At 60.4% G+C, this 18,821-nt stretch carries 14 protein-coding genes; 9 read left to right on the top strand and 5 right to left on the bottom strand.

Annotated features, from left to right (window positions below; all coding sequences use genetic code 11):
- Positions 1-32 precede the first annotated feature (32 nt).
- Both ACA052_RS18580 and ACA052_RS18575 read left to right on the top strand, forming a co-directional pair.
- A complete protein-coding gene (locus ACA052_RS18580) occupies positions 33-773 on the top strand; it encodes a TorF family putative porin (RefSeq protein WP_497646197.1) in 741 nt (246 codons plus the stop codon).
- 50 nt (positions 774-823) lie between these two features.
- Positions 824-2,227: a purine-cytosine permease family protein gene (locus tag ACA052_RS18575; protein WP_497646196.1), complete on the top strand. Its 1,404-nt coding sequence runs from the start codon at positions 824-826 to the stop codon at positions 2,225-2,227.
- A 6-nt stretch (positions 2,228-2,233) separates the two neighbouring features.
- Here the strand turns inward: ACA052_RS18575 and ACA052_RS18570 are convergent, their stop codons facing one another.
- The 5 genes from ACA052_RS18570 to ACA052_RS18550 all read right to left on the bottom strand — a co-directional run bounded on the left by ACA052_RS18570 (position 2,234) and on the right by ACA052_RS18550 (position 8,829).
- Positions 2,234-3,652: a M15 family metallopeptidase gene (locus ACA052_RS18570; protein ID WP_497646195.1), complete on the bottom strand. Its 1,419-nt coding sequence runs from the start codon at positions 3,650-3,652 to the stop codon at positions 2,234-2,236.
- A gap of 568 nt (positions 3,653-4,220) precedes the next feature.
- Positions 4,221-5,477 (bottom strand): serine hydroxymethyltransferase, encoded by a 1,257-nt coding sequence (glyA, locus tag ACA052_RS18565; protein ID WP_497646194.1) that lies wholly within the window; start codon positions 5,475-5,477, stop codon positions 4,221-4,223.
- Between the two features lie 152 nt (positions 5,478-5,629).
- A complete protein-coding gene (gene gcvH, locus ACA052_RS18560) occupies positions 5,630-6,007 on the bottom strand; it encodes a glycine cleavage system protein GcvH (protein WP_497646193.1) in 378 nt (125 codons plus the stop codon).
- 342 nt (positions 6,008-6,349) lie between these two features.
- Entirely contained in the window at positions 6,350-7,858 is a 1,509-nt protein-coding gene (gene gcsR / locus ACA052_RS18555; protein WP_497646192.1) for a transcriptional regulator GcsR, read from the bottom strand.
- A 56-nt stretch (positions 7,859-7,914) separates the two neighbouring features.
- Complete coding sequence (locus ACA052_RS18550; RefSeq protein WP_497646191.1) at positions 7,915-8,829, bottom strand: LysR family transcriptional regulator; 915 nt, start codon at positions 8,827-8,829, stop codon at positions 7,915-7,917.
- Positions 8,830-8,981: 152 nt separating this feature from the next.
- On the opposite strand from ACA052_RS18550, the gene speB reads away from it, so the two are divergent.
- The 7 genes from speB to ACA052_RS18515 all read left to right on the top strand — a co-directional run bounded on the left by speB (position 8,982) and on the right by ACA052_RS18515 (position 18,655).
- A complete protein-coding gene (gene speB / locus ACA052_RS18545) occupies positions 8,982-9,986 on the top strand; it encodes an agmatinase (protein ID WP_497646190.1) in 1,005 nt (334 codons plus the stop codon).
- A 27-nt stretch (positions 9,987-10,013) separates the two neighbouring features.
- A complete protein-coding gene (locus ACA052_RS18540) occupies positions 10,014-11,522 on the top strand; it encodes an aldehyde dehydrogenase family protein (protein ID WP_497646189.1) in 1,509 nt (502 codons plus the stop codon).
- Positions 11,523-11,783: 261 nt separating this feature from the next.
- Positions 11,784-13,352 carry a purine-cytosine permease family protein gene (locus ACA052_RS18535; protein WP_497646188.1) on the top strand — a complete coding sequence of 523 codons (1,569 nt, stop codon included), beginning with the start codon at positions 11,784-11,786 and terminating at the stop codon, positions 13,350-13,352.
- A 2-nt stretch (positions 13,353-13,354) separates the two neighbouring features.
- Positions 13,355-15,043 (top strand): choline dehydrogenase, encoded by a 1,689-nt coding sequence (gene betA, locus ACA052_RS18530; protein ID WP_497646187.1) that lies wholly within the window; start codon positions 13,355-13,357, stop codon positions 15,041-15,043.
- Between the two features lie 121 nt (positions 15,044-15,164).
- Positions 15,165-15,494 (top strand): hypothetical protein, encoded by a 330-nt coding sequence (locus ACA052_RS18525; protein ID WP_497646186.1) that lies wholly within the window; start codon positions 15,165-15,167, stop codon positions 15,492-15,494.
- A 344-nt stretch (positions 15,495-15,838) separates the two neighbouring features.
- On the top strand, positions 15,839-17,845 hold the full coding sequence (locus ACA052_RS18520) for an aminotransferase class I/II-fold pyridoxal phosphate-dependent enzyme (protein WP_497646185.1): 2,007 nt from the start codon (positions 15,839-15,841) through the stop codon (positions 17,843-17,845).
- Between the two features lie 27 nt (positions 17,846-17,872).
- On the top strand, positions 17,873-18,655 hold the full coding sequence (locus ACA052_RS18515) for a transporter substrate-binding domain-containing protein (RefSeq protein WP_497646184.1): 783 nt from the start codon (positions 17,873-17,875) through the stop codon (positions 18,653-18,655).
- Positions 18,656-18,821 lie beyond the last annotated feature (166 nt).

Below are 18,821 nucleotides of genomic sequence, written 5' to 3'. Positions count from 1 at the left end.
TCTGCGCACCTCCATAAAAATAAGAGACTTGTATGAACGCACGCTCGATCTTCACCCTGGCCAGTCTTGTATTGGCGCCCCTGACCACGCAAGCACTGCCACTGAACGACGACTTCAGCCTGGACATGAGCCTGACTGCCGTCAGCGATTATCGAACCCGAGGCATATCGCAAACCCTGGGTGACCCGGCGGTCCAGGCCGGTGCCACGTTGATGCACAGCAGCGGCCTCTACATCGGCGCCTGGACCTCGAACGTCGATTTCGGCGGCGAATTCAAGACTCGCCAGGAACTGGAATACTACGCTGGCTATTTCTGGCAGGCGACGGAGGCCATCAGCCTCGATCTGGGCTACATCAAGTACGACTATCCCAAGGAAGCTCAATTCAACCTGAGCGAGGTCTACGCCATCCTCGATGTCTACGGCGTCAAACTCGGCACCTATTACTCAAAAGACACACCAAACGTCTTTGGCGAAGACCAGGACACCCTTTACTCCTACCTCAGCTACAAGGTCGCCTTACCGGCCGAACTTGGCCTGGACCTGCGCGTGGGGCGCAACGATGTGAAAGACCCGGCGTTCTGGTCCACCAGCGGCGACAACCGTGAGTCCTACTATGAGTGGGAAGCCAAGCTGACCCGGGATTTCGTGGGTGTGACCTGGGGCCTCAGCTATATCGACACCAACCTGTCGAAAAGCGAATGTGCGGGCTGGTACGGCTATGGTGATCTGTGCACGGCCACGGTGGTCGCCAGTGCCAGCAAAACCTTCTAAGTGTTAAAAGCCCACACCATAAAAACAAGTTCCTCGAAGGAAACACCTTAATGACCAAAGACAGCGATAGTCAGCAACGAAGTCCCCTGATCGAGACACGCTCGATCGATTACATTCCCGAGGCCGAGCGGCATGGCAGCCTCTACAGCCAGTTCACCCTGTGGCTCGGCGCCAACCTGCAGATCACCGCGATTGTCACCGGTGCGCTGGCGGTGGTACTGGGCGGCGATGTGTTCTGGTCACTCATTGGCTTGCTGATCGGCCAGTTGCTCGGTGGCGCGGTGGTGGCCCTGCATGCGGCGCAAGGGCCGAAGCTGGGCTTGCCGCAGATGATCTCCAGTCGTGTGCAGTTTGGCGTCTACGGGGCGGCCATACCGATTGTGCTGGTGTGCCTGATGTACCTCGGTTTCAGCGCCACGGGCGCAGTGCTGTCGGGGCAGGCGATTGCCCAGTTGATCCATGTCAGCGACAGCGCCGGGATCCTGATTTTCGCCGCCTGCATCGCATTTCTGACGATCTTCGGTTATCGCGTCATTCACCTGGTGGGCAGGGTGGCCAGCGTGCTGGGGATCATTGCCTTTGCGTACCTGTTTACCCGATTGATGACCCTCAACGATATTGGCCTGCTGCTGGAAAACCGTCATTTTGGCTGGAGTACTTTCCTGCTGGCCGTGTCGCTGTCTGCGTCCTGGCAGATCGCGTTTGGTCCGTACGTGGCTGACTACTCACGCTACCTGCCGAGCAAGACCTCATCCTGGAAAACCTTCACCGCTGTCGGTCTGGGCACGGTGCTCGGCGCCCAGGCGTCCATGGTGCTGGGTGTGTTTGCGGCGGCGTTGGCCGGTGCCAATTTTCGCGGGCATGAGGTGGCAACCATCGTCGGGCTGGGCAGTACCGGGCTGATGGCATCGTTGCTGTACTTGAGCGTGGTGTTCGGCAAGGTCACGGTGTCGACGCTCAACGCGTATGGCAGCTTCATGTGCGTGGCCACGATCATCAGCGGCTTTCGCGGACGTCTCGAAATCACCACCCGCCAGCGCATGGTATTTGTGCTGTTGATCGTCGTGGCGTCGACCACGCTGGCGCTGCTGGGGCAGTACTCGTTCCTGAACAGCTTCAAGTACTTCATCCTGTTCTTGCTGACGTTCTTCACGCCGTGGAGCGCCATTAACCTGGTGGATTACTACTTCATCAACAAGGAGCGCTATGACATTCCAGCGTTGTCCGACCCGGCGGGGCGCTACGGTCGGTGGAACGTGCTGGGGATCAGCGTGTATGTCATCGGCGTGTTGATCCAGCTGCCTTTCGTCGATACCCACTTCTACTCCGGGCCGATGGTCGCGCAGCTGGGCGGTGTCGATATTTCCTGGATCGTCGGGCTGGTAGTGCCGGGCATTCTCTATTACCTGCTGGCCAGATCCTCGGCACTGGCAGTGTCGGTCGAGCGGAGCTAAAAGGCATCAACGTCCGGGGAGGTTCCAGCGTTCGCGAAAACGTTCGTATTGCTCCTCGGGCATCTGAATCAGCAGCGGGGCCTGGCGAGGGTCGAGCCAACTGAACAAACGGTCAATATCCGCCGGGTCCATGGCGGTGCAGCCCAGTGTCGGGGCGTTCGGGTCACGCCAGATATGCAGGAAAATACACGAGCCTGAGGCGCGGGACGGCGGCGTGTTGTGTTCGACGACGATGCCTTTTCGATACAGCTCATCCATGCTGCGCATGTGTTCGGAACTGCTCCAGTCTTTCGCCACGGTCGCGCCGTCGACCAGTTCGTTGTAGCGTCTGGACTGGCTGTCATCCACGCATTCGATAGTGGGTGTCAGCGCCAGGTACGGCAGTCGGGTGTCGGCCGACGTGTCGTAGCCAAACGCCGTTCCCAGCTTGAAAATCCCGGCGGGGGCCTTTCCGTCGCCTTCATGTTTGATTGGCTCTTCGCCCGGGTCGATCCGGGTCAGACCCTTGCCCCAGGCCAGCCCGTTCTTGCCTAACACCACCGGAAATGCGGCTTGGTATTTTCGAAACGTGTTGCCCTGGCGTTCATAACGCTGGGCGGTTCCCTGAGTGTCCGTCCAGTTTTTACTCGTGACCACAATCAGCTGATTGCTGGTGTCGAGAACAGCGCCGGAAGGGAGCGCAGTGATCGGGAAGTCCATGACGTTGTTCAACCTTTCATCCCGCGAATACGTGAAATGCCACCACTCTTTGGAGTAGCCGGCAAACCCTTCTTTTTCCATGGTGCTGCTGAGTATCTGCCGATTTTTTCGGGCGATTGCGTTGATCGTCGGGTTGTCGGTGTGGGCTGGCTCATCGAAACAATCGAAGCCCGTGCCCATGTCCAGCGCGCCGTCGTGCCACCGCTGGCCATACGGTGCGGTGCAATCGACGGGGGTGGCTGAAGGTGTCCAGGTCTCGGCGGGCAGGGCGCCCGGACCGGTCAGTGTCAGGTCCACGGTGCTGCCTTTGGAATGGTTTGAAACCCGAGCCACATACCCCAGGCGCCAGAAGTCATGCTTGTCCAGGCGCGGATAGAACTCGGCCTTGAGCGGGTCACCCGGCTCTGTCGCGAAACGCCCCATGTCAGCCACGGCGCGACTCGGTCGATAGCAGTCGAATACCTTCAAGCCGTAGCCTTGCGTGCGAAGCGCCGTTTGCACCCGAGCCAGTGCTTTGGCGGCCTCCAGCGACAACAAGCACTCTGGCGCCGCGTAACCGGCGAGCGGGTGGCCGGTGAAGTTGTGAGCGCCGGCGTATCGGATGTCCTGCTCGATGCCCGGCTCAACCGTACGCAAATACACCATGTGTTCGGGCCGTGGCTCGGCGCTGGCGAGGCACGGCACGACGAGGCCCAGGAAGAGGATTTTGCACAGAACGCGGCGCATGCGAGGCTTCCAGAAAGAATGGATGCCTCATCATGGCTTCAAAGCCGCTGCGCTTCCATGCGGTTGTTGTTCGACACGTGCGGGACGGCCGGGCCGACCCTGGTCGCCTGTAGCAGCTGTCGAGCCTGCGAGGCTGCGTTCGGCTGCGCAGCTGTCGTGAAATCAGGCTATGCGGTGTTTCAGAAAAACTTCGCACTCAGGTTTACGACTGCTGCGCAGCCGAACGCAGCCTCGCAAGCTCGACAGCTGCTACAGGGCCGAACAGCTGCTACCGGGATTGCGTACGCCGCGCATTTGTAGCAGCTGGCGTAGCCTGCGTTCGGCTGCGCAGCAGTCGTGAAATCAGGCTATGCGGTGTTTCAGAAAAACCTCGCACTCAGGTTTACGACTGCTGCGCAGCCTCGCAAGCTCGACAGCTGCTACAGGGCCGAACAGCTGCTACCGGGATTGCGTACGCCGCGCATTTGTAGCAGCTGGCGTAGGCTGCGTTCGGGCGCGCAGCGGCCGTGAAATATTGGATGCCGAACGCAACCGGCGGAACGCGGGTTGCGCCGGACCGAGGTAGGGATCAGTCGCGGTAAACCGGGAAATCACTGCACATCGCAGCGGCCTGGCGGGCGACGTGTGCCTCGACATCGGCGTCGCCGAGATGATCGAGGAGGTCGCAGATCCAGCCGGCCAGTTCGATGCTCTGGGCTTCCTTGAAACCACGGCTGGTGATCGCTGGCGTGCCGATGCGCAAGCCCGAGGTGACGAAGGGCGATTGTGGATCGTTCGGTACCGCGTTCTTGTTCACTGTGATTCCGGCACGGCCGAGGGCGGCGTCGGCGTCTTTGCCGGTCAGGCCCTGACGGATCAGGCTGACCAGGAACAGGTGGTTGTCAGTGCCGCCGGACACAACGTCGTAGCCACGGTCGATAAAAACCTTGGCCATCGCCTGGGCGTTGCGGATCACTTGCGCCTGATAGGTCCTGAACGCTGGCTCTAGCGCTTCTTTGAAGCACACGGCTTTGGCCGCGATCACGTGCATCAACGGGCCACCCTGGCCACCGGGGAACACCGCGGCGTTGAGTTTTTTCTCCAGCTCCGGATTGGCCCTGGCGAGGATCAGCCCACCCCGCGGGCCGCGCAGGGTCTTGTGGGTCGTGGTGGTGACGACATCGGCAAAAGGAATCGGATTCGGGTACAGACCCGTCGCCACCAGCCCCGCAACGTGCGCCATGTCGACGAACAAGTAGGCGCCCACTTTGTCAGCGATCTGGCGAAAGCGTGGGAAATCCAGGGTCTTCGAATAAGCGGAGAACCCGGCGATGATCATTTTCGGTTGGTGCTCGATCGCCAGGCGTTCGACTTCGTCGTAATCGATCAGGCCGGTCGCGGTGTCGATGCCGTACTGCACGGCGTTGTACAACTTGCCGGAAAAGCTGACTTTGGCACCGTGGGTCAAGTGACCGCCGTGCGCCAGGCTCATGCCCAGCACGGTGTCGCCCGCATTCAGCAACGCCAGATAGACCGCGGCGTTGGCCTGGCTGCCGGAGTGGGGCTGCACGTTGGCGTAATCGGCGCCGAACAGCTGTTTCGCCCGATCAATCGCCAACTGCTCGACCACGTCCACGTGTTCACAGCCGCCGTAATAGCGCTTGCCCGGATACCCTTCGGCGTATTTGTTGGTCAGGCCGCTGCCTTGCGCTTCCATCACCCGTTGGCTGGTGTAGTTTTCCGAGGCGATCAATTCGATGTGATGCTCCTGCCGCGCGTCTTCGGCGTGGATCGCCGCCAACAGTTCGTCGTCGTAGCCTTTGATCTGGTCATGCTTGCTGAACATGGTGAAGTCCTCTGTTAGTTCATGTCATCCCTTGTAGGAGCTGCCGAGTGAAACGAGGCTGCGATCTTTTGATTTTTTAAACGCCAAGATCAAAAGATCGCAGCCTCGTTTCACTCGACAGCTCCTACAGGGATTGTGTGATTAGCAGGTTGTCAGGCGTCGGTGTTGGTCAGTTGCTCATAAGCAGCCTGGTCGAGCAAGGTGTCCATGGCGCTGGCGTCGCTTGGGCGCATCCGGAAGAACCAGCCCGCACCCAGCGCGTCTTCGTTGATCAATTCGGGGGAGTTTTCCAGCGTCGAGTTCACCTCGACCACTTCGCCGTCCAGGGGCATGTACACACCGCTGGCGGCTTTCACCGATTCCAGCACCGCCACCTCATCGCCGGCAGCGAATGCGCGCAATTCCGGCACTTGCACAAAGACCACATCGCCCAGCGCTTGCTGGGCGAAAGGGGTGATGCCGACGGTAATCAGGCCATCGCTCTCAAGACGCAGCCATTCGTGGTCGGCGGTAAAACGCAGTTCGCTCATATCGACTCCCTTATTATTTTTGTGACTAGGGGAGAGATAGCAAAGGCGATGCCAAGTGTATTTAGTTGTTTTTAATCAATGGGTTGAGTTGATCTAATCGGAATGTATGAAGCGCGTGTGTATTGAAATCAATACAGGTGACAGAGGTGAGAGAAGATAAATCAGGTCGGACGGGTCACAGGCTTTGTCTTGAATTCAATACGCTGTATCGATTCAAAGACATGGCGCCCTGTAGGAGCTGCCGAAGGCTGCGATCTTTTGATCTTGATCTTTTCATGATCAAGCCGCCGAAGATCAAGATCAAAAGATCGCAGCCTGCGGCAGCTCCTACAGGGGCTAGGGTTACGGTTTGTTGGGAATGCCGTACTTGCGCAAGCGGATGGCAATCGCGCTGTGCGAGGTTTGCAGGCGGGCCGCGAGCAAGCGGCTGGAGGGGTAGCTGCGGTAGAGCTGTTCCAGCAGGTGCTTTTCAAACCCTTCGACGGCTTCTTCCAGGCTGCCCACTTCACCGTCGTTCTGGCGCTCCATGGCCGTCCGGGCGATGTCCAGGTCGTCAATGCCCACCAGCGGATTTTCGCAAATGGCGGCGGCGCGAAAGATCACGTTTTGCAGTTGCCGTACGTTGCCTGGCCAGCGATTGCCAAGCAGGGCAGGGTAGGTACCGGGCGCCAGTCGACAGAGCGGACGCTGAATCTGCGCGCACGCCTGTTGCATGAAGTGATTAGCCATCAGCAGGATGTCATGCCCGCGTTCACGCAATGGCGGCACTTGCAGATTGAGCACGTTCAAACGGTAGAACAGGTCTTCGCGAAAGCGGCCCTCGGCGACCATTTTTTCCAGGTCGCGATGGGTCGCGCTGAGGACCCGCACATTGACCTTGACCTCACGATCGCCGCCGACTCGACGGAAGCAGCCATCGCTCAAAAAACGCAGCAACTTGGCTTGCAGATACGGCGACATTTCACCGATTTCATCCAGGAACACCGAACCCTGATCGGCCAATTCAAGCAGGCCGAGTTTGCCGCCTCGTTGGGCGCCAGTGAAGGCGCCGGAGGCATAGCCGAACAGCTCGCTTTCGGCGAGGCTCTCCGGCAGCGCCGCGCAGTTCAGGGCCAGGAATGGCGCGTCCCGTCGGGTGCTGAGGGCATGGCAGGCGCGGGCCACCAGCTCTTTGCCGGTGCCGGTTTCACCCTGGATCAACAGCGGCGCATCGAGCGTTGCAACACGTTGTGCGCGGGCCTTGAGCGCACGAATCACCGGGGACTCGCCGAGCAACGTATCGAAGCCTTCAGCGTGGTCGTGGTGCAGCGCCGACAGGCGTTCACCAATGCGGCTCGGTTGATACAGCGTCAGCAGAGCGCCGGCGTCGGTGATCGGCATCGCGTCGAGCAGCAAGGTCTGGCCTGCCAGGCTGACCTCATGCATCGGCAAGCGAAAATGGTGTCCGATCAATGTGCGGTACAACGAAGGGTCATCGAACAGCGCCGTCAGCGGCTCACCCGCCGGTTCACGTCCACACAGCGCGATCAGCGCCGGATTGGCCAGCAGCACCTGGCCCAGACCATCCACCGCCAGCACCGGATCTGAGCTGGCCGCCAGCAACGCATCCAGTTGCAGGCGCCGGCGTTGCCCCGGCAGGATGTCGACCATCGTTACCGCTTGCACACCGCGCACATCGAGCAAGGCATCGCGCAGTTCTTCCAGCACGTCGGCGCCGAGGGTCGGCGCATCGATGTACACATTCGGCGGGACCATTTCCACAGCATCCAGGTTGAAACTGCGCCCACCGAGCAGGGCCAGCACTTCCTGGGTGATGCCGACGCGGTCGATGAAGGTGACGTGGATACGCATGGTGGGCCTGCAAGGTTGGCGAACGAAATGAGTATGACCGGCAAGCGTCGTGTCTGTCAGGTGCTGCCGCTGTTGCGCGAACACGCGGCCAGGTCTTCGAGAAACGCCTCGAGGATCGGCGGCGGGGCAATGCCGCGCCGGGTGATCACGTCGAACGGCGACATCAATTGCAAGCTGGCCGGTGCCAGTTGGTGCATCTCGCCGGTCTTGATCCACTGCGCGGCGAAGTGCGCGGGCAGAAAGCCCAGATAGGCACCGGAGATGATCAGGATCGCCAGCGCTTCGATGTTGTCGACGGTGGCTGCCGCCTTGCTGACCCCCAGGTGTTCCAGGTCGTACTGCTGCATGTAGCCCCTGACGACAATCCGGCTTGCGGAAATCTCTTCGAGCAATTCCCCGCCCTCGGCCGTGCTGCCATGCAGCGGGTGTCGCCGCCCGCAATACAGGCCCAAGGCTTCCTGATACAGCGGTGAGTGCAGCAAGCCCGGCACATAGATCGGAAAGTGCCCGATGGCCAGGTGCAAGCGGCCGTCGAGCACGCGTTCTTCGAGTTCGGCGGGGGTACCGACGTACACGTTCAGGTGCACGTCATGCCCCCTGGATACGAAGCGCTGGGTGGTGCGCGGGATCGGCGAGTCCGGGTCGGTAATGGTGGTGTCGATGATCCCCAGGTTGAGCTTGCCGCTGATGTGCTGCTTGAGCACGTCGGCGTCCATGCAGAAATTTTCCACCGCCGACAGCAGGCGCTGGGTTGCTTCATGGATCGCCACGCCTTGTTCAGTCAGGCGAAAGCCGCTGCGCCCTCGCTGGCAGAGCTTGACCCCGAGCCGGGTCTCCAGATGAGTCATTTGTTCGCTGATGGTCGACTGGCCGGCATTCAGCGCGGCCTGCGCCGCGGAAAAGCCGCCGCACCTGACAATCGTGGCAAACACCCTGAGCAGTTTCAGATCGACATCGTGCAGCTGGATCACCTTGGACCTCCCGCGTGTGGATGCATCGGCAATGCCGATATGAGTATCTGATGTTTGGCATTTTTTCCACGAAAACCTGCGCCCATAGTCATTCCAACGGCGAACACCTTCCACGTCCGCCGAGCCGAAAACAAGCATTGGAGAGGCCTGAAATGTCGAACAACGGTTATGAATCCGGTCGCCTGAACCTGCCCTTCGTAGGGCACTGCACCTTTGGCAAATCCCCGGTGTGCACCGACTGGGATGCACTGGACGCAGACGTGGCGGTGCTCGGCGTGCCCAACGACATGGGCACCCAATGGCGCTCCGGCGCACGCTTCGGACCCCGCGGCATTCGCGAGGCATCGACCTTGTTTTCCTTCGGCCATGCCGGCGCCTATGACCACGAAGACGACGTCATGTACCTGACCGCGGCTGACGTGCGGATGGTCGACGTCGGTGATGCCGACATCGTGCACACCGACATGGTCACCAGTAACCAGAACACCGAATACGCGGTGCGCAAGATTCTCGATGCCGGGGTCATGCCCGTCGTGCTCGGCGGCGACCACTCGGTTCACGCACCGGTGATCAAGGCCTTCGAGGGACGCGGGCCGATCCACATCATTCACTTCGATGCCCACCTGGACTTCGTCGACGAACGTAATGGCGTTCGCTATGGCCATGGCAACCCGCTGCGCCGTGCCTCGGAAATGAACCACATCGTCGGCATGACCCAGATGGGCATCCGCAACGTGTCGTCCTCCAATCGCGATGACTACGAAGCGGCCCATGCGGCGGGTTCGAAGATTCTCTCGGTGCGCGATGTGCGCAGACTCGGCGTCGAGGGCGTGCTGGCGTTGATTCCGCAAAACATCAATTACTACATCACCATCGACATCGACGGTTTCGACCCGTCCATCGCGCCCGGCACGGGTACGCCGAGCCATGGCGGTTTCCTCTACTACGAAGTGCTGGAAATCATCCAGGCCCTGGCCAAGCGCAGCCAGGGCAACATCGTCGGCATGGACCTGGTTGAGGTTGCACCGGTGTATGACCCGACGGGCATGACTTCGATCCTGGCGGCGCAACTGCTGCTCAACAGCATCGGTTTCATCTTCCACGAGCGGGCCAAGGTGCGTTCGGTGAAGAGCGAAACCACCACGGCCTCGGCGTGACCTGACCGCCTCAAAGAGAGCATAGAAATGGACACGATCGTTAAGCAGTACTTGCAGAAATTCGGTGTATCCGAAGCCACCCAGACCTTCCTCAGCAAAGTGCAGAAGATGTTCATCGGTGGCGCCTGGGTCGAGGCCAGCGATGGCCAGACTTCCGAGGTCATCGAGCCATCGACCGAGGGCCTGATCACACGTATTCCCATGGGCACGACCGAGGATCTTGACCGCGCTGTGCAAGCCGCCCGAGCGCAGTTCGACGGTGGCACCTGGCGTCAGGCCAAGCCGGCGGAACGCGAGCGGATGATGCAGCGCCTGGCCGACTTGATTGAAAGCAACGCCTTCGAGCTGGCGGAAATCGAATCGATCGACATGGGCAAGTCGGTGGCGTTTGCCAAGGATGTCGATATCCAGGGCACCGTCGATACCCTGCGCTATTTCGCTGGCTGGGCGACCAAGCTTCATGGGCGCACGGTCGAGCCCTCGTTGCCGGGCAATTACCTGGCCTATACGCGCAAGGAAGCGGTGGGCGTGGTCGGCGCCATCGTGCCTTGGAACTTTCCGCTGCAAACCATGGCCTGGAAGCTCGGCGCCGCGCTGGCGACCGGTTGCACCGTGGTGGTCAAACCGGCGGAACTGACCTCGCTGTCGGCCTTGCGTTTTGCCGAACTGGTGCAGGAAGCGGGCATTCCGGACGGGGTGATCAACATCGTCACCGGACGCGGCAGCGTGGTCGGTGCAGCCATGGCCACGCACCCTGGCATCGACAAGTTGACCTTTACCGGTTCAACCCCGGTAGGCCGCACCGTCGGGCGGGCCGCGCTGGACGAAATGAAGCGACTAACCCTCGAACTCGGAGGAAAATCACCGGTAATCGTGCTGGCCGATGCGGACGTTCCGGCCGCTGCGCAAGCTGTCGCCAACGGAGTTTTCTTCAACTCTGGTCAGGTATGCGATGCCGGTACTCGCGCTTATGTTCATCGCAGCATCTACGACGAATTCCTGCGTGAACTGATCGCCTACACCCGGACCTTGAAAATGGCGCCGGGGCTGGACCCGGACTGCTTCATCAGCCCGCTGGTCTCGGCGTTGCAAAAGGAGCGCGTGACCGACTACATCGAGACCGGCAAGCGTGAAGGCGCCGAGCTGGTCTATGGCGGCCAGCCCGTCGATGGGCCCGGGTTCTTCGTTGAACCGACGATCTTCGCCCATTGCCGCAATGACATGCGCATTGTCCAGGAAGAGATCTTCGGTCCGGTGCTGGTGACCGCACCGTTCGATGATGAAGAAGAGGCGCTGGCGTTGGCCAATGACTCGCCGTACGGCCTGGCTGCCGCACTCTATTCCAATGACCTTGGAAAGGTGCACAGCCTGATTCCACGGTTGCGAGCCGGCTCGGTCTACGTCAACGCCCACGGCACCCTCGACCCGTCGATGCCGTTCGGTGGCTACAAGCAGTCCGGATTCGGCAAGGACCTGGGCGCCGAGCAACTCGAATACCTGCTCGAAACCAAAGCGGTCTGGATCACACTGCCCTGAGTCAGTGATTGCGCAACACAATTTGTAGCAGCTGCCGAAGGCTGCGTTCGGCTGCGAAGCAGTCGTTAAAACAGAGCTCGCGCAATGTCAGGTAAACCATGCAGACCGGGTGTACGACTGCTGCGCAGCCGAACGCAGGCTTCGCCAGCTGCTACAAAAATGTGCTTTCAGAGATTGGGAACAGCAAGGAGGCATTCGGGCGTCGTTCACCCAAAGCAATGCAGTTACTCAGTCATGATCTTCCAACAATAAGAGACCATCATGAACACTAACGCCAAGTCAGCCCCGAGCGTGTCGGTCCTCGATGACAAGCCCGTCGTCGAGAGCCATTCGATTGATTTCATCCCGGAGAGCGAACGCACCGACAAGCTGTCGAGCCAGGGTCCTTTCTGGTTTCTCGGCAATTTCACCTTCTTCACCATGACCATCGGTTTCGTCGGCCCCAGTGTCGGCCTGACCGCACTCTGGACCACACTCGCCGGCACGCTGGGCATCATGTTCGGCACGCTGTTCATGGCCTTTCATGGCTCGCAAGGTCCACACCTCGGCCTGCCGCAAATGATCCAGTCGCGTGCTCAGTTCGGCTATCGCGGGGTGATTCTGGTGCTGCTGGCGACGCTGTTCGTGTTCGCCGGTTTCAACATCGTCAATCTGGTGTTGATGATGCAGGGCTTGCACACGCTCTTCGGCTTCAACCCCGCCGTAATCGCCGTGGCGGTGACGATTCCGGCGGCAGTCCTGGCGATCCTCGGCCATGACTGGATGCACCGCAGTTTCAAATGGGCCTTGTACCTGTCGCTGCCGCTGTACGGCCTGGTGACGCTGGCGGTGTTGATGGGCTGGGTTCCCGATGCGGCGATGCCGGTGCTCGCGGCCGGCGAAGTGGCCCCGCCGCCTCTGGGCTTCAACTGGACCGGTTTCATCGCCCAGTTCGCCGCAGCGGCGAGTTACAACATCGCCTACGCGCCGTATGTGTCCGATTATTCGCGTTACCTGCCGAAGAACACCTCCAGCGGCAAGCTGATTGCGGTGGTGTTCCTGGGCGCCTCGTTGTCCGGTGCGTGGATGATTTCCGTGGGTGGCTGGCTGGCCGATCACCTGCATTCCACGGATGTGCTGGTTGCCCTTGGACAAGTCGGCAATACCGTGTCGCCGCTGATGGGAACCGCCGTCGTGGTCATTACGATTCTGGCCTTCCTGCCGGTGATCGCGATGAACATCTACAGCGCGAAACTGACGACGCTGACCTGCGTCGACTCGATCAAACACATCGAACCGACCCGCAAGGCGCGGATCCTGGCGATTGGTTTTGTGATCCTGCTGCAACTGGGCGTGGCCCTGAGTATCCAGAGTTCCGGCAAAGGCCTTTCAGTGCTCGGCATCTACCTGGTGGTGATGTTGTACTTCCTGGTGCCCTGGACTTCGGTGAACCTGACCGACTACTTCTTCGTCCGCAAGGGCCGCTACGCCATCCCGCACTTCTTCATGCCCCACGGCAACATATACGGCAGCTGGGGCCTGCGCGGCATCGCGGCGTATGCCATCGGTTTCATTTCGATGATCCCGTTCTTCTATATCTACGACGGTGTCGAGCAGCGTGAAGTCTACGTCGGCCCGCTGGCCAAGGCCCTGGGCAGCATCGACATCGCCTGGCTGGTCGGCCTGATCGTGTCGGGGCTGGTGTACTACTGGTTCAGCCGTTCGATCGATCTCAAACGCGAAGAAACCGTCATCCAGCACATCGAAAAAACCACCCCGCAATACACCACCGGCGACACGTCGACCCAGCACTCGTTGCCGGTTTTCAAAGAATCGACGGTCGGGAGATAACCATGTCTACGCAAAAATACGACTACATCATCATCGGTGCCGGCTCGGCGGGTTGTGTGTTGGCCAACCGCCTCAGTGAAGACCCCGACACCTCGGTGCTGGTCCTGGAGTTCGGCGGCAGCGACCGCAGTGTGGTGATCCAGATGCCCAGTGCGTTCTCGATCCCGATGAACACCAAGAAGTACAACTGGCGCTACGAAACCGAACCGGAACCGTTCCTCAATGGCCGACGGATTCACTGTCCGCGGGGCAAGGTGCTGGGTGGCTCATCGTCGATCAATGGCCTGGTGTATATCCGTGGCCACGCCTATGACTTTGACGAATGGGAATCGCTCGGTGCCCGGGGGTGGGGCTACCGCAATTGCCTGCCGTACTTCAAACGTGCCGAAAGCTACGAGGAGGGCGGTGACAACTATCGTGGGCAAACCGGGCCCCTGCACACCACCAACGGCAACCACATGAAAAACCCGCTGTACGGGGCCTGGGTCGAAGCGGGCGCCGAAGCGGGCTACATCAAGACCGACGACTGCAATGGCTTCATGCAGGAAGGTTTCGGCGCGATGCACATGACGGTGAAAAACGGCGTGCGTTGCTCCACCGCCAACGCTTATCTGCGCCCGGCCATGGGCCGTCCGAACCTGACCGTGATCACCCACGCGATGACCCGACAGATCATCCTCGAAGGAAAGCGGGCGGTGGGCATCAGCTATGACCACCAGGGCCAGACCCATCAGGTCTACTGCAACCGTGAAGTGCTTGTCTCGTCCGGGCCCATTGGCTCGCCGCACTTGTTGCAACGGTCCGGTATCGGCCCGGCTGCCGTGCTGCGCAACGCCGGGATCGACGTCCGCCATGACTTGCCGGGAGTAGGGGAGAACCTGCAGGATCATGCCGAGGTGTACATCCAGTTCGGTTGCAAGGAACCGGTGTCGCTCAACAGCAAAATGGACCCGTTGAGCAAGCTGCTGATCGGCCTGCGCTGGTTGTTGTTCAAGGACGGGCTTGGCGCGACCAACCACTTCGAGGCCGGCGGTTTCATCCGTTCCGAGAAGGGCCTGCGCTGGCCGGACATTCAGTTTCATTTTCTGCCGGCAGCCATGCGCTACGACGGCAACAAGCCGATCAAGGGCCACGGCTTCATGGTGCTCACCGGGCCGAACAAACCGAAAAGCCGCGGCTATGTGCGGGCCCGATCCGCCGACCCTTACGAGCATCCGCAGATCCAGTTCAACTACCTGCAACGCGAAGAAGATCGGGAAGGCTTTCGCCGCTGCATTCGCCTGACCCGGGAGATCATCGGCCAGAAAGCGATGGACCGCTTCCGCGACGGCGAGATCGCACCGGGGGCATTGGTCAACACCGACGCAGAAATCGATGCCTTCGTGCGGGAAAACCTTGAGAGCACTTACCATCCCTGCGGCTCGTGCCGCATGGGCGAGGACGACATGGCGGTGGTCGACTCCCAATTGCGTGTGCACGGCATCGCCGGTTTGCGCGTGATCGATTCGTCGGTGTTCCCGACCGAGCCGAACGGGAACCTCAATGCCCCGACCATCATGCTCGCCGAACGGGCCTCCGATCTGGTCCGTGGACGTGCGATGTTGCCGGCCTCTGAGGCGCCCGTCGGTGTGGTCCAGGATTGGGAAACCAGCCAGCGCTCATCGCTGCCAGGACGCAACGTCCGGGTTTGATTCGTCGAGCCGGGCCAGGCGACCGGGAAGGGTCGCCTGGCGGTAAGGCATATTGCTGGCCCCCAAGCTTCCCAGTTACCGCCAAAATCACTTTATTTTCAGGTGGTTAGGCGGAATGGAAATGCGCAAGGTATTGATCACGCTGGTTTCGTTTTCTTTAGTCGGTGTTGCAGCCGAGGTCCAGGCCAAAGAACTGCTGCCCAATGACCGGTTCATGTGTAGCTGGGGCGCGGGGACGGCGGCGAGGGCCCAGGAGCTCAAGCTTTCCGGTGTCTCGCTGTATGCCGCTCGGCAGAAAATACACAGTTACAACTTCAAAAAATCGTGGATGCGGATGATGGCCATGGGCATCACCGAGCAAACCTACGACAGCCCGTCGCGGTATAAACCCGCGGCTGTCCGGGAGAGCTTCTATGAGGAGTGCCTGCGCTACAAGTTGGCCCGTAAATAACCAGAAGCGAATCACGCCTTGTGTAGCAGCTGCCGAGGCACGAGGCTGCGTTGGGCTGCGAAGCGGCCCCAGAGGGCGGTCCTGCGGACACGCAACGCAGCCTCGTACCTCGGCAGCTGCTACAACGGACGCACATAAGGCGACCCCCCATCTCCCTCCGTGATAATCCCTACTTAGTCCCCTATCGAAAAACGCCACGACTGTCGTGAAAACGACCTGTTTACGCTGAACGCGCAGCGCAACAATTTTTCTGTTGAACGAGTGTTCAGCTTCGACTATGTTCGTTCCACCTCCCCGGCTGGTTGCGCGGGCTTGCGTTTCTTCTATTCGAACGAGGCACTGGCATGCGGTTTTCACCCTTTGTTGAGCGAATTTCAGGCGACGGCGTTGCCGCTTGGGATATTCATTACGCGGCCTTTGAAGCCCAGCGCCGTGGTGAGGATGTCATCATCCTCAGCGTTGGCGACCCGGATTTCCCCACCCCCGATTTCATCACCGATGCCGCGATCCATGCGCTGCGCGAAGGTGACACTCACTACACCGAAATCGCTGGCCGCCTGGCCTTGCGCGAAGCCATCGCCGCCCGGTACAGCACGTTGTTGGGACGTGAACTGCGAGCGTCCAGCGTCATCATGACAGCGGGGGCGCAGAACGCCCTGTTTGCCGTCTCGATGTGCCTGCTGACCGCGGGCGACGAAGTGATTGCCCTGGATCCGATGTACGTGACCTACGAGGCGACACTCAAGGCCTCCGGCGCGACTTTGGTGCGCGTGCCTTGCTCGGCGGAAGCGGATTTCAGACTGGATGCCGCCGTGCTGGCGAAGGCCATTACCCCGCGCACCCGGGCGATTTTCCTCTCCAATCCCAACAATCCCACCGGCGTGGTGCTCAGCCGCGAAGAACTGCAAGCCATCGCTGAACTCGCCATCGCCCATGATCTGTGGGTCGTGGTGGACGAGGTGTACGAGAGCCTCTGTTTCGAGCGCGAACACCTGAGCCTGGCGGCCTTGCCGGGCATGGCCGAGCGTTGCGTGGTCATCGGCAGCCTGTCCAAATCCCATGCCATGACGGGCTGGCGCATCGGCTGGATCGTCGCCGATGAAAAACTGGTGGCGCATGCCGAAACCCTGGTGCTGAGCATGCTCTACGGCTTGCCGGGGTTTGTCATGGAAGCTGCGCTGGAAGCCGTGAAAGCCCATGACGAAGTGACCCACGGCATGCGCGACATCTATCGCCGGCGCCGCGATCTGGTGGTCGCCGGGTTGTCTGATTGCCCGGGCATTTCCGTACTTAAACCCGATGCCGGCATGTTCGTGCTGGTGGACGTGCGGGGCACCGGGCTGACGTCCCTGGAATTCGCCTGGCGGCTGTTGCGTGAGGCCCGTGTCTCGGTGCTGGATGCGGCCGCTTTTGGCGAGCCGGCCCAAGGCTTTGTGCGGCTCTCGTTCACCCTGGGCGAGGAACGCCTGGAACAGGCCTGCCAACGTATTCGCGATTTTGTCCTGGTGTTGAAAGGCGAGGCGCCGAGGCCAGTGATCAGCCGGGTCACGTGCGAAGCGACTGTTGCGCCAGCCGCGGACAAGAAGACCATGATCGAAGTCGATCGCCTGCACAAACGCTTCGGCAATATCGAAGTCCTCAAAGGCGTCTCGCTGACGGCCCGCGAAGGCGATGTGATTTCCCTGATCGGCGCCAGCGGTTCCGGCAAAAGTACCTTGCTGCGTTGCATCAACATGCTCGAAATACCCGATCAGGGACGCATTCTGGTCGACGGCGAAAGCATTCACTTGAATCAGAATCGCCCCGGCATGCCGCTGGTGTCCGACGCCAAACAGCTGGTACGGATTCGTTCGAGCCTGGGCATGGTGTTCCAGAACTTCAACCTCTGGCCCCATCGCACGGTGCTGGAAAACCTCATCGAAGCGCCGACCCAGGTCCTGCGTGAAAGCCGTGCGGAGGCCACTGAACGGGCTGAAGCCCTGCTTGAACGCGTGGGGCTGGCGGCCAAGCGCAACGAGTACCCGGCGTTTCTCTCCGGGGGGCAGCAACAACGGGTGGCCATCGCCCGGGCCCTGGCCATGCGGCCCAAGGTCATGCTGTTCGATGAACCCACCTCGGCACTCGACCCGGAACTGGTCGGCGAAGTGCTGCGGGTGATCCGCTCTCTCGCGGAAGAAGGCCGGACCATGATCCTGGTGACCCATGAAATGGCTTTTGCCCGCGATGTCTCTTCCAAAGTCGCCTATTTGCACCAAGGGCTGATCGAGGAAGCCGGTACGCCGGACGAAGTGTTCGTACACCCACGCAGCGAACGTTGCCGGCAATTCGTCAACGCTCATCAGACTCGCTAAAACAACATAAAAAGACGGGGAAAAATCATGGGAAATCGACGTTTGGCAAACTGGATGACAGGCGTGGCCTGTGTATTGCTGGCCGGCATGAGCGCGGCACAGGCGCAGCCGATCAGGTTCGCGGTGGCGGCCGAACCCTATCCGCCCTACACCGAGAAGCAGGCCAATGGTGAGTGGAAAGGCTTTGAAGTCGACCTGATCCACAAGCTGTGCAGCGAAATGAAAGCCGAGTGCGAGATCAAGGAAGTGGCGTGGGACGGCATCATTCCATCGCTGCTGGCGAAAAAGATCGACGTGATTTTCTCCTCCATGTCCGTGACCGAAGAGCGCGAAAAACAGATCGCATTCAGCAAGGCCTATTACGACTCGGTGATCGCGATCGTCGGCCCGAAGGGCACTTCGGTGAAAAAATACCCGGATGACCTCAAGGGCAAGATCATCGGCGTGCAGAACTCCACCGTGAGCGCCAGCTACCTGAAGCAGTACTACGAGAAAATTGCCGACGTGAAGTATTACGACACCCAGGACTCGGCCAACGCCGACCTGATTGCCGGCCGTATCGACCTGATGATGGCCGACGGCACCGCCATGGCCGCTTTCGTGCAGACGCCGGATGCCAAGGACCTGGCTTACCTCGGCGCGGTGCCTTATGACCCGATCTTCGGCAAGGGTGTAGGCGCGGGTCTGCGCAAGGATGACACCGAGCTCAAGGCCAAACTCGATAAAGCGATTGCGTCGTTGCTGGCGAGCAAAGACTACGACGACCTCTCCCAACATTACTTCGGCACCAGCGTGAAACCGGCGTTCTGACCTGAACACAGATCCCTGTAGGAGCGAGCTTGCTCGCGATGGACGTCAGAGCGCCGCGGTTCGCCAGACCCCCCGCGTTATTGTTGTCGTTTCTCGTCGGAGCGCCGCCCGGAGCAAGCTCGCTCCTACAAGGGATCGCGGTAACCGGTTGGTTGCGATATTGGGA

This window comes from Pseudomonas sp. LBUM1644 (assembly GCF_059716195.1).
This window is presented reverse-complemented; position numbering and strand designations above follow the sequence as displayed.

Excerpts from the sequence above, each read along its gene's own strand:
- ACA052_RS18520 (WP_497646185.1), top strand. The coding sequence starts at position 15,839 with ATGCGGTTTTCACCCTTTGTTGAGCGAATTTCAGGCGACGGCGTTGCC.
- ACA052_RS18515 (WP_497646184.1), top strand. The coding sequence starts at position 17,873 with ATGGGAAATCGACGTTTGGCAAACTGGATGACAGGCGTGGCCTGTGTA.
- ACA052_RS18575 (WP_497646196.1), top strand. The coding sequence starts at position 824 with ATGACCAAAGACAGCGATAGTCAGCAACGAAGTCCCCTGATCGAGACA.
- ACA052_RS18535 (WP_497646188.1), top strand. The coding sequence starts at position 11,784 with ATGAACACTAACGCCAAGTCAGCCCCGAGCGTGTCGGTCCTCGATGAC.
- speB (WP_497646190.1), top strand. The coding sequence starts at position 8,982 with ATGTCGAACAACGGTTATGAATCCGGTCGCCTGAACCTGCCCTTCGTA.
- ACA052_RS18540 (WP_497646189.1), top strand. The coding sequence starts at position 10,014 with ATGGACACGATCGTTAAGCAGTACTTGCAGAAATTCGGTGTATCCGAA.
- glyA (WP_497646194.1), bottom strand. The coding sequence starts at position 5,477 with ATGTTCAGCAAGCATGACCAGATCAAAGGCTACGACGACGAACTGTTG.
- ACA052_RS18580 (WP_497646197.1), top strand. The coding sequence starts at position 33 with ATGAACGCACGCTCGATCTTCACCCTGGCCAGTCTTGTATTGGCGCCC.
- ACA052_RS18570 (WP_497646195.1), bottom strand. The coding sequence starts at position 3,652 with ATGCGCCGCGTTCTGTGCAAAATCCTCTTCCTGGGCCTCGTCGTGCCG.
- gcsR (WP_497646192.1), bottom strand. The coding sequence starts at position 7,858 with ATGCGTATCCACGTCACCTTCATCGACCGCGTCGGCATCACCCAGGAA.
- ACA052_RS18525 (WP_497646186.1), top strand. The coding sequence starts at position 15,165 with ATGCGCAAGGTATTGATCACGCTGGTTTCGTTTTCTTTAGTCGGTGTT.
- gcvH (WP_497646193.1), bottom strand. The coding sequence starts at position 6,007 with ATGAGCGAACTGCGTTTTACCGCCGACCACGAATGGCTGCGTCTTGAG.
- betA (WP_497646187.1), top strand. The coding sequence starts at position 13,355 with ATGTCTACGCAAAAATACGACTACATCATCATCGGTGCCGGCTCGGCG.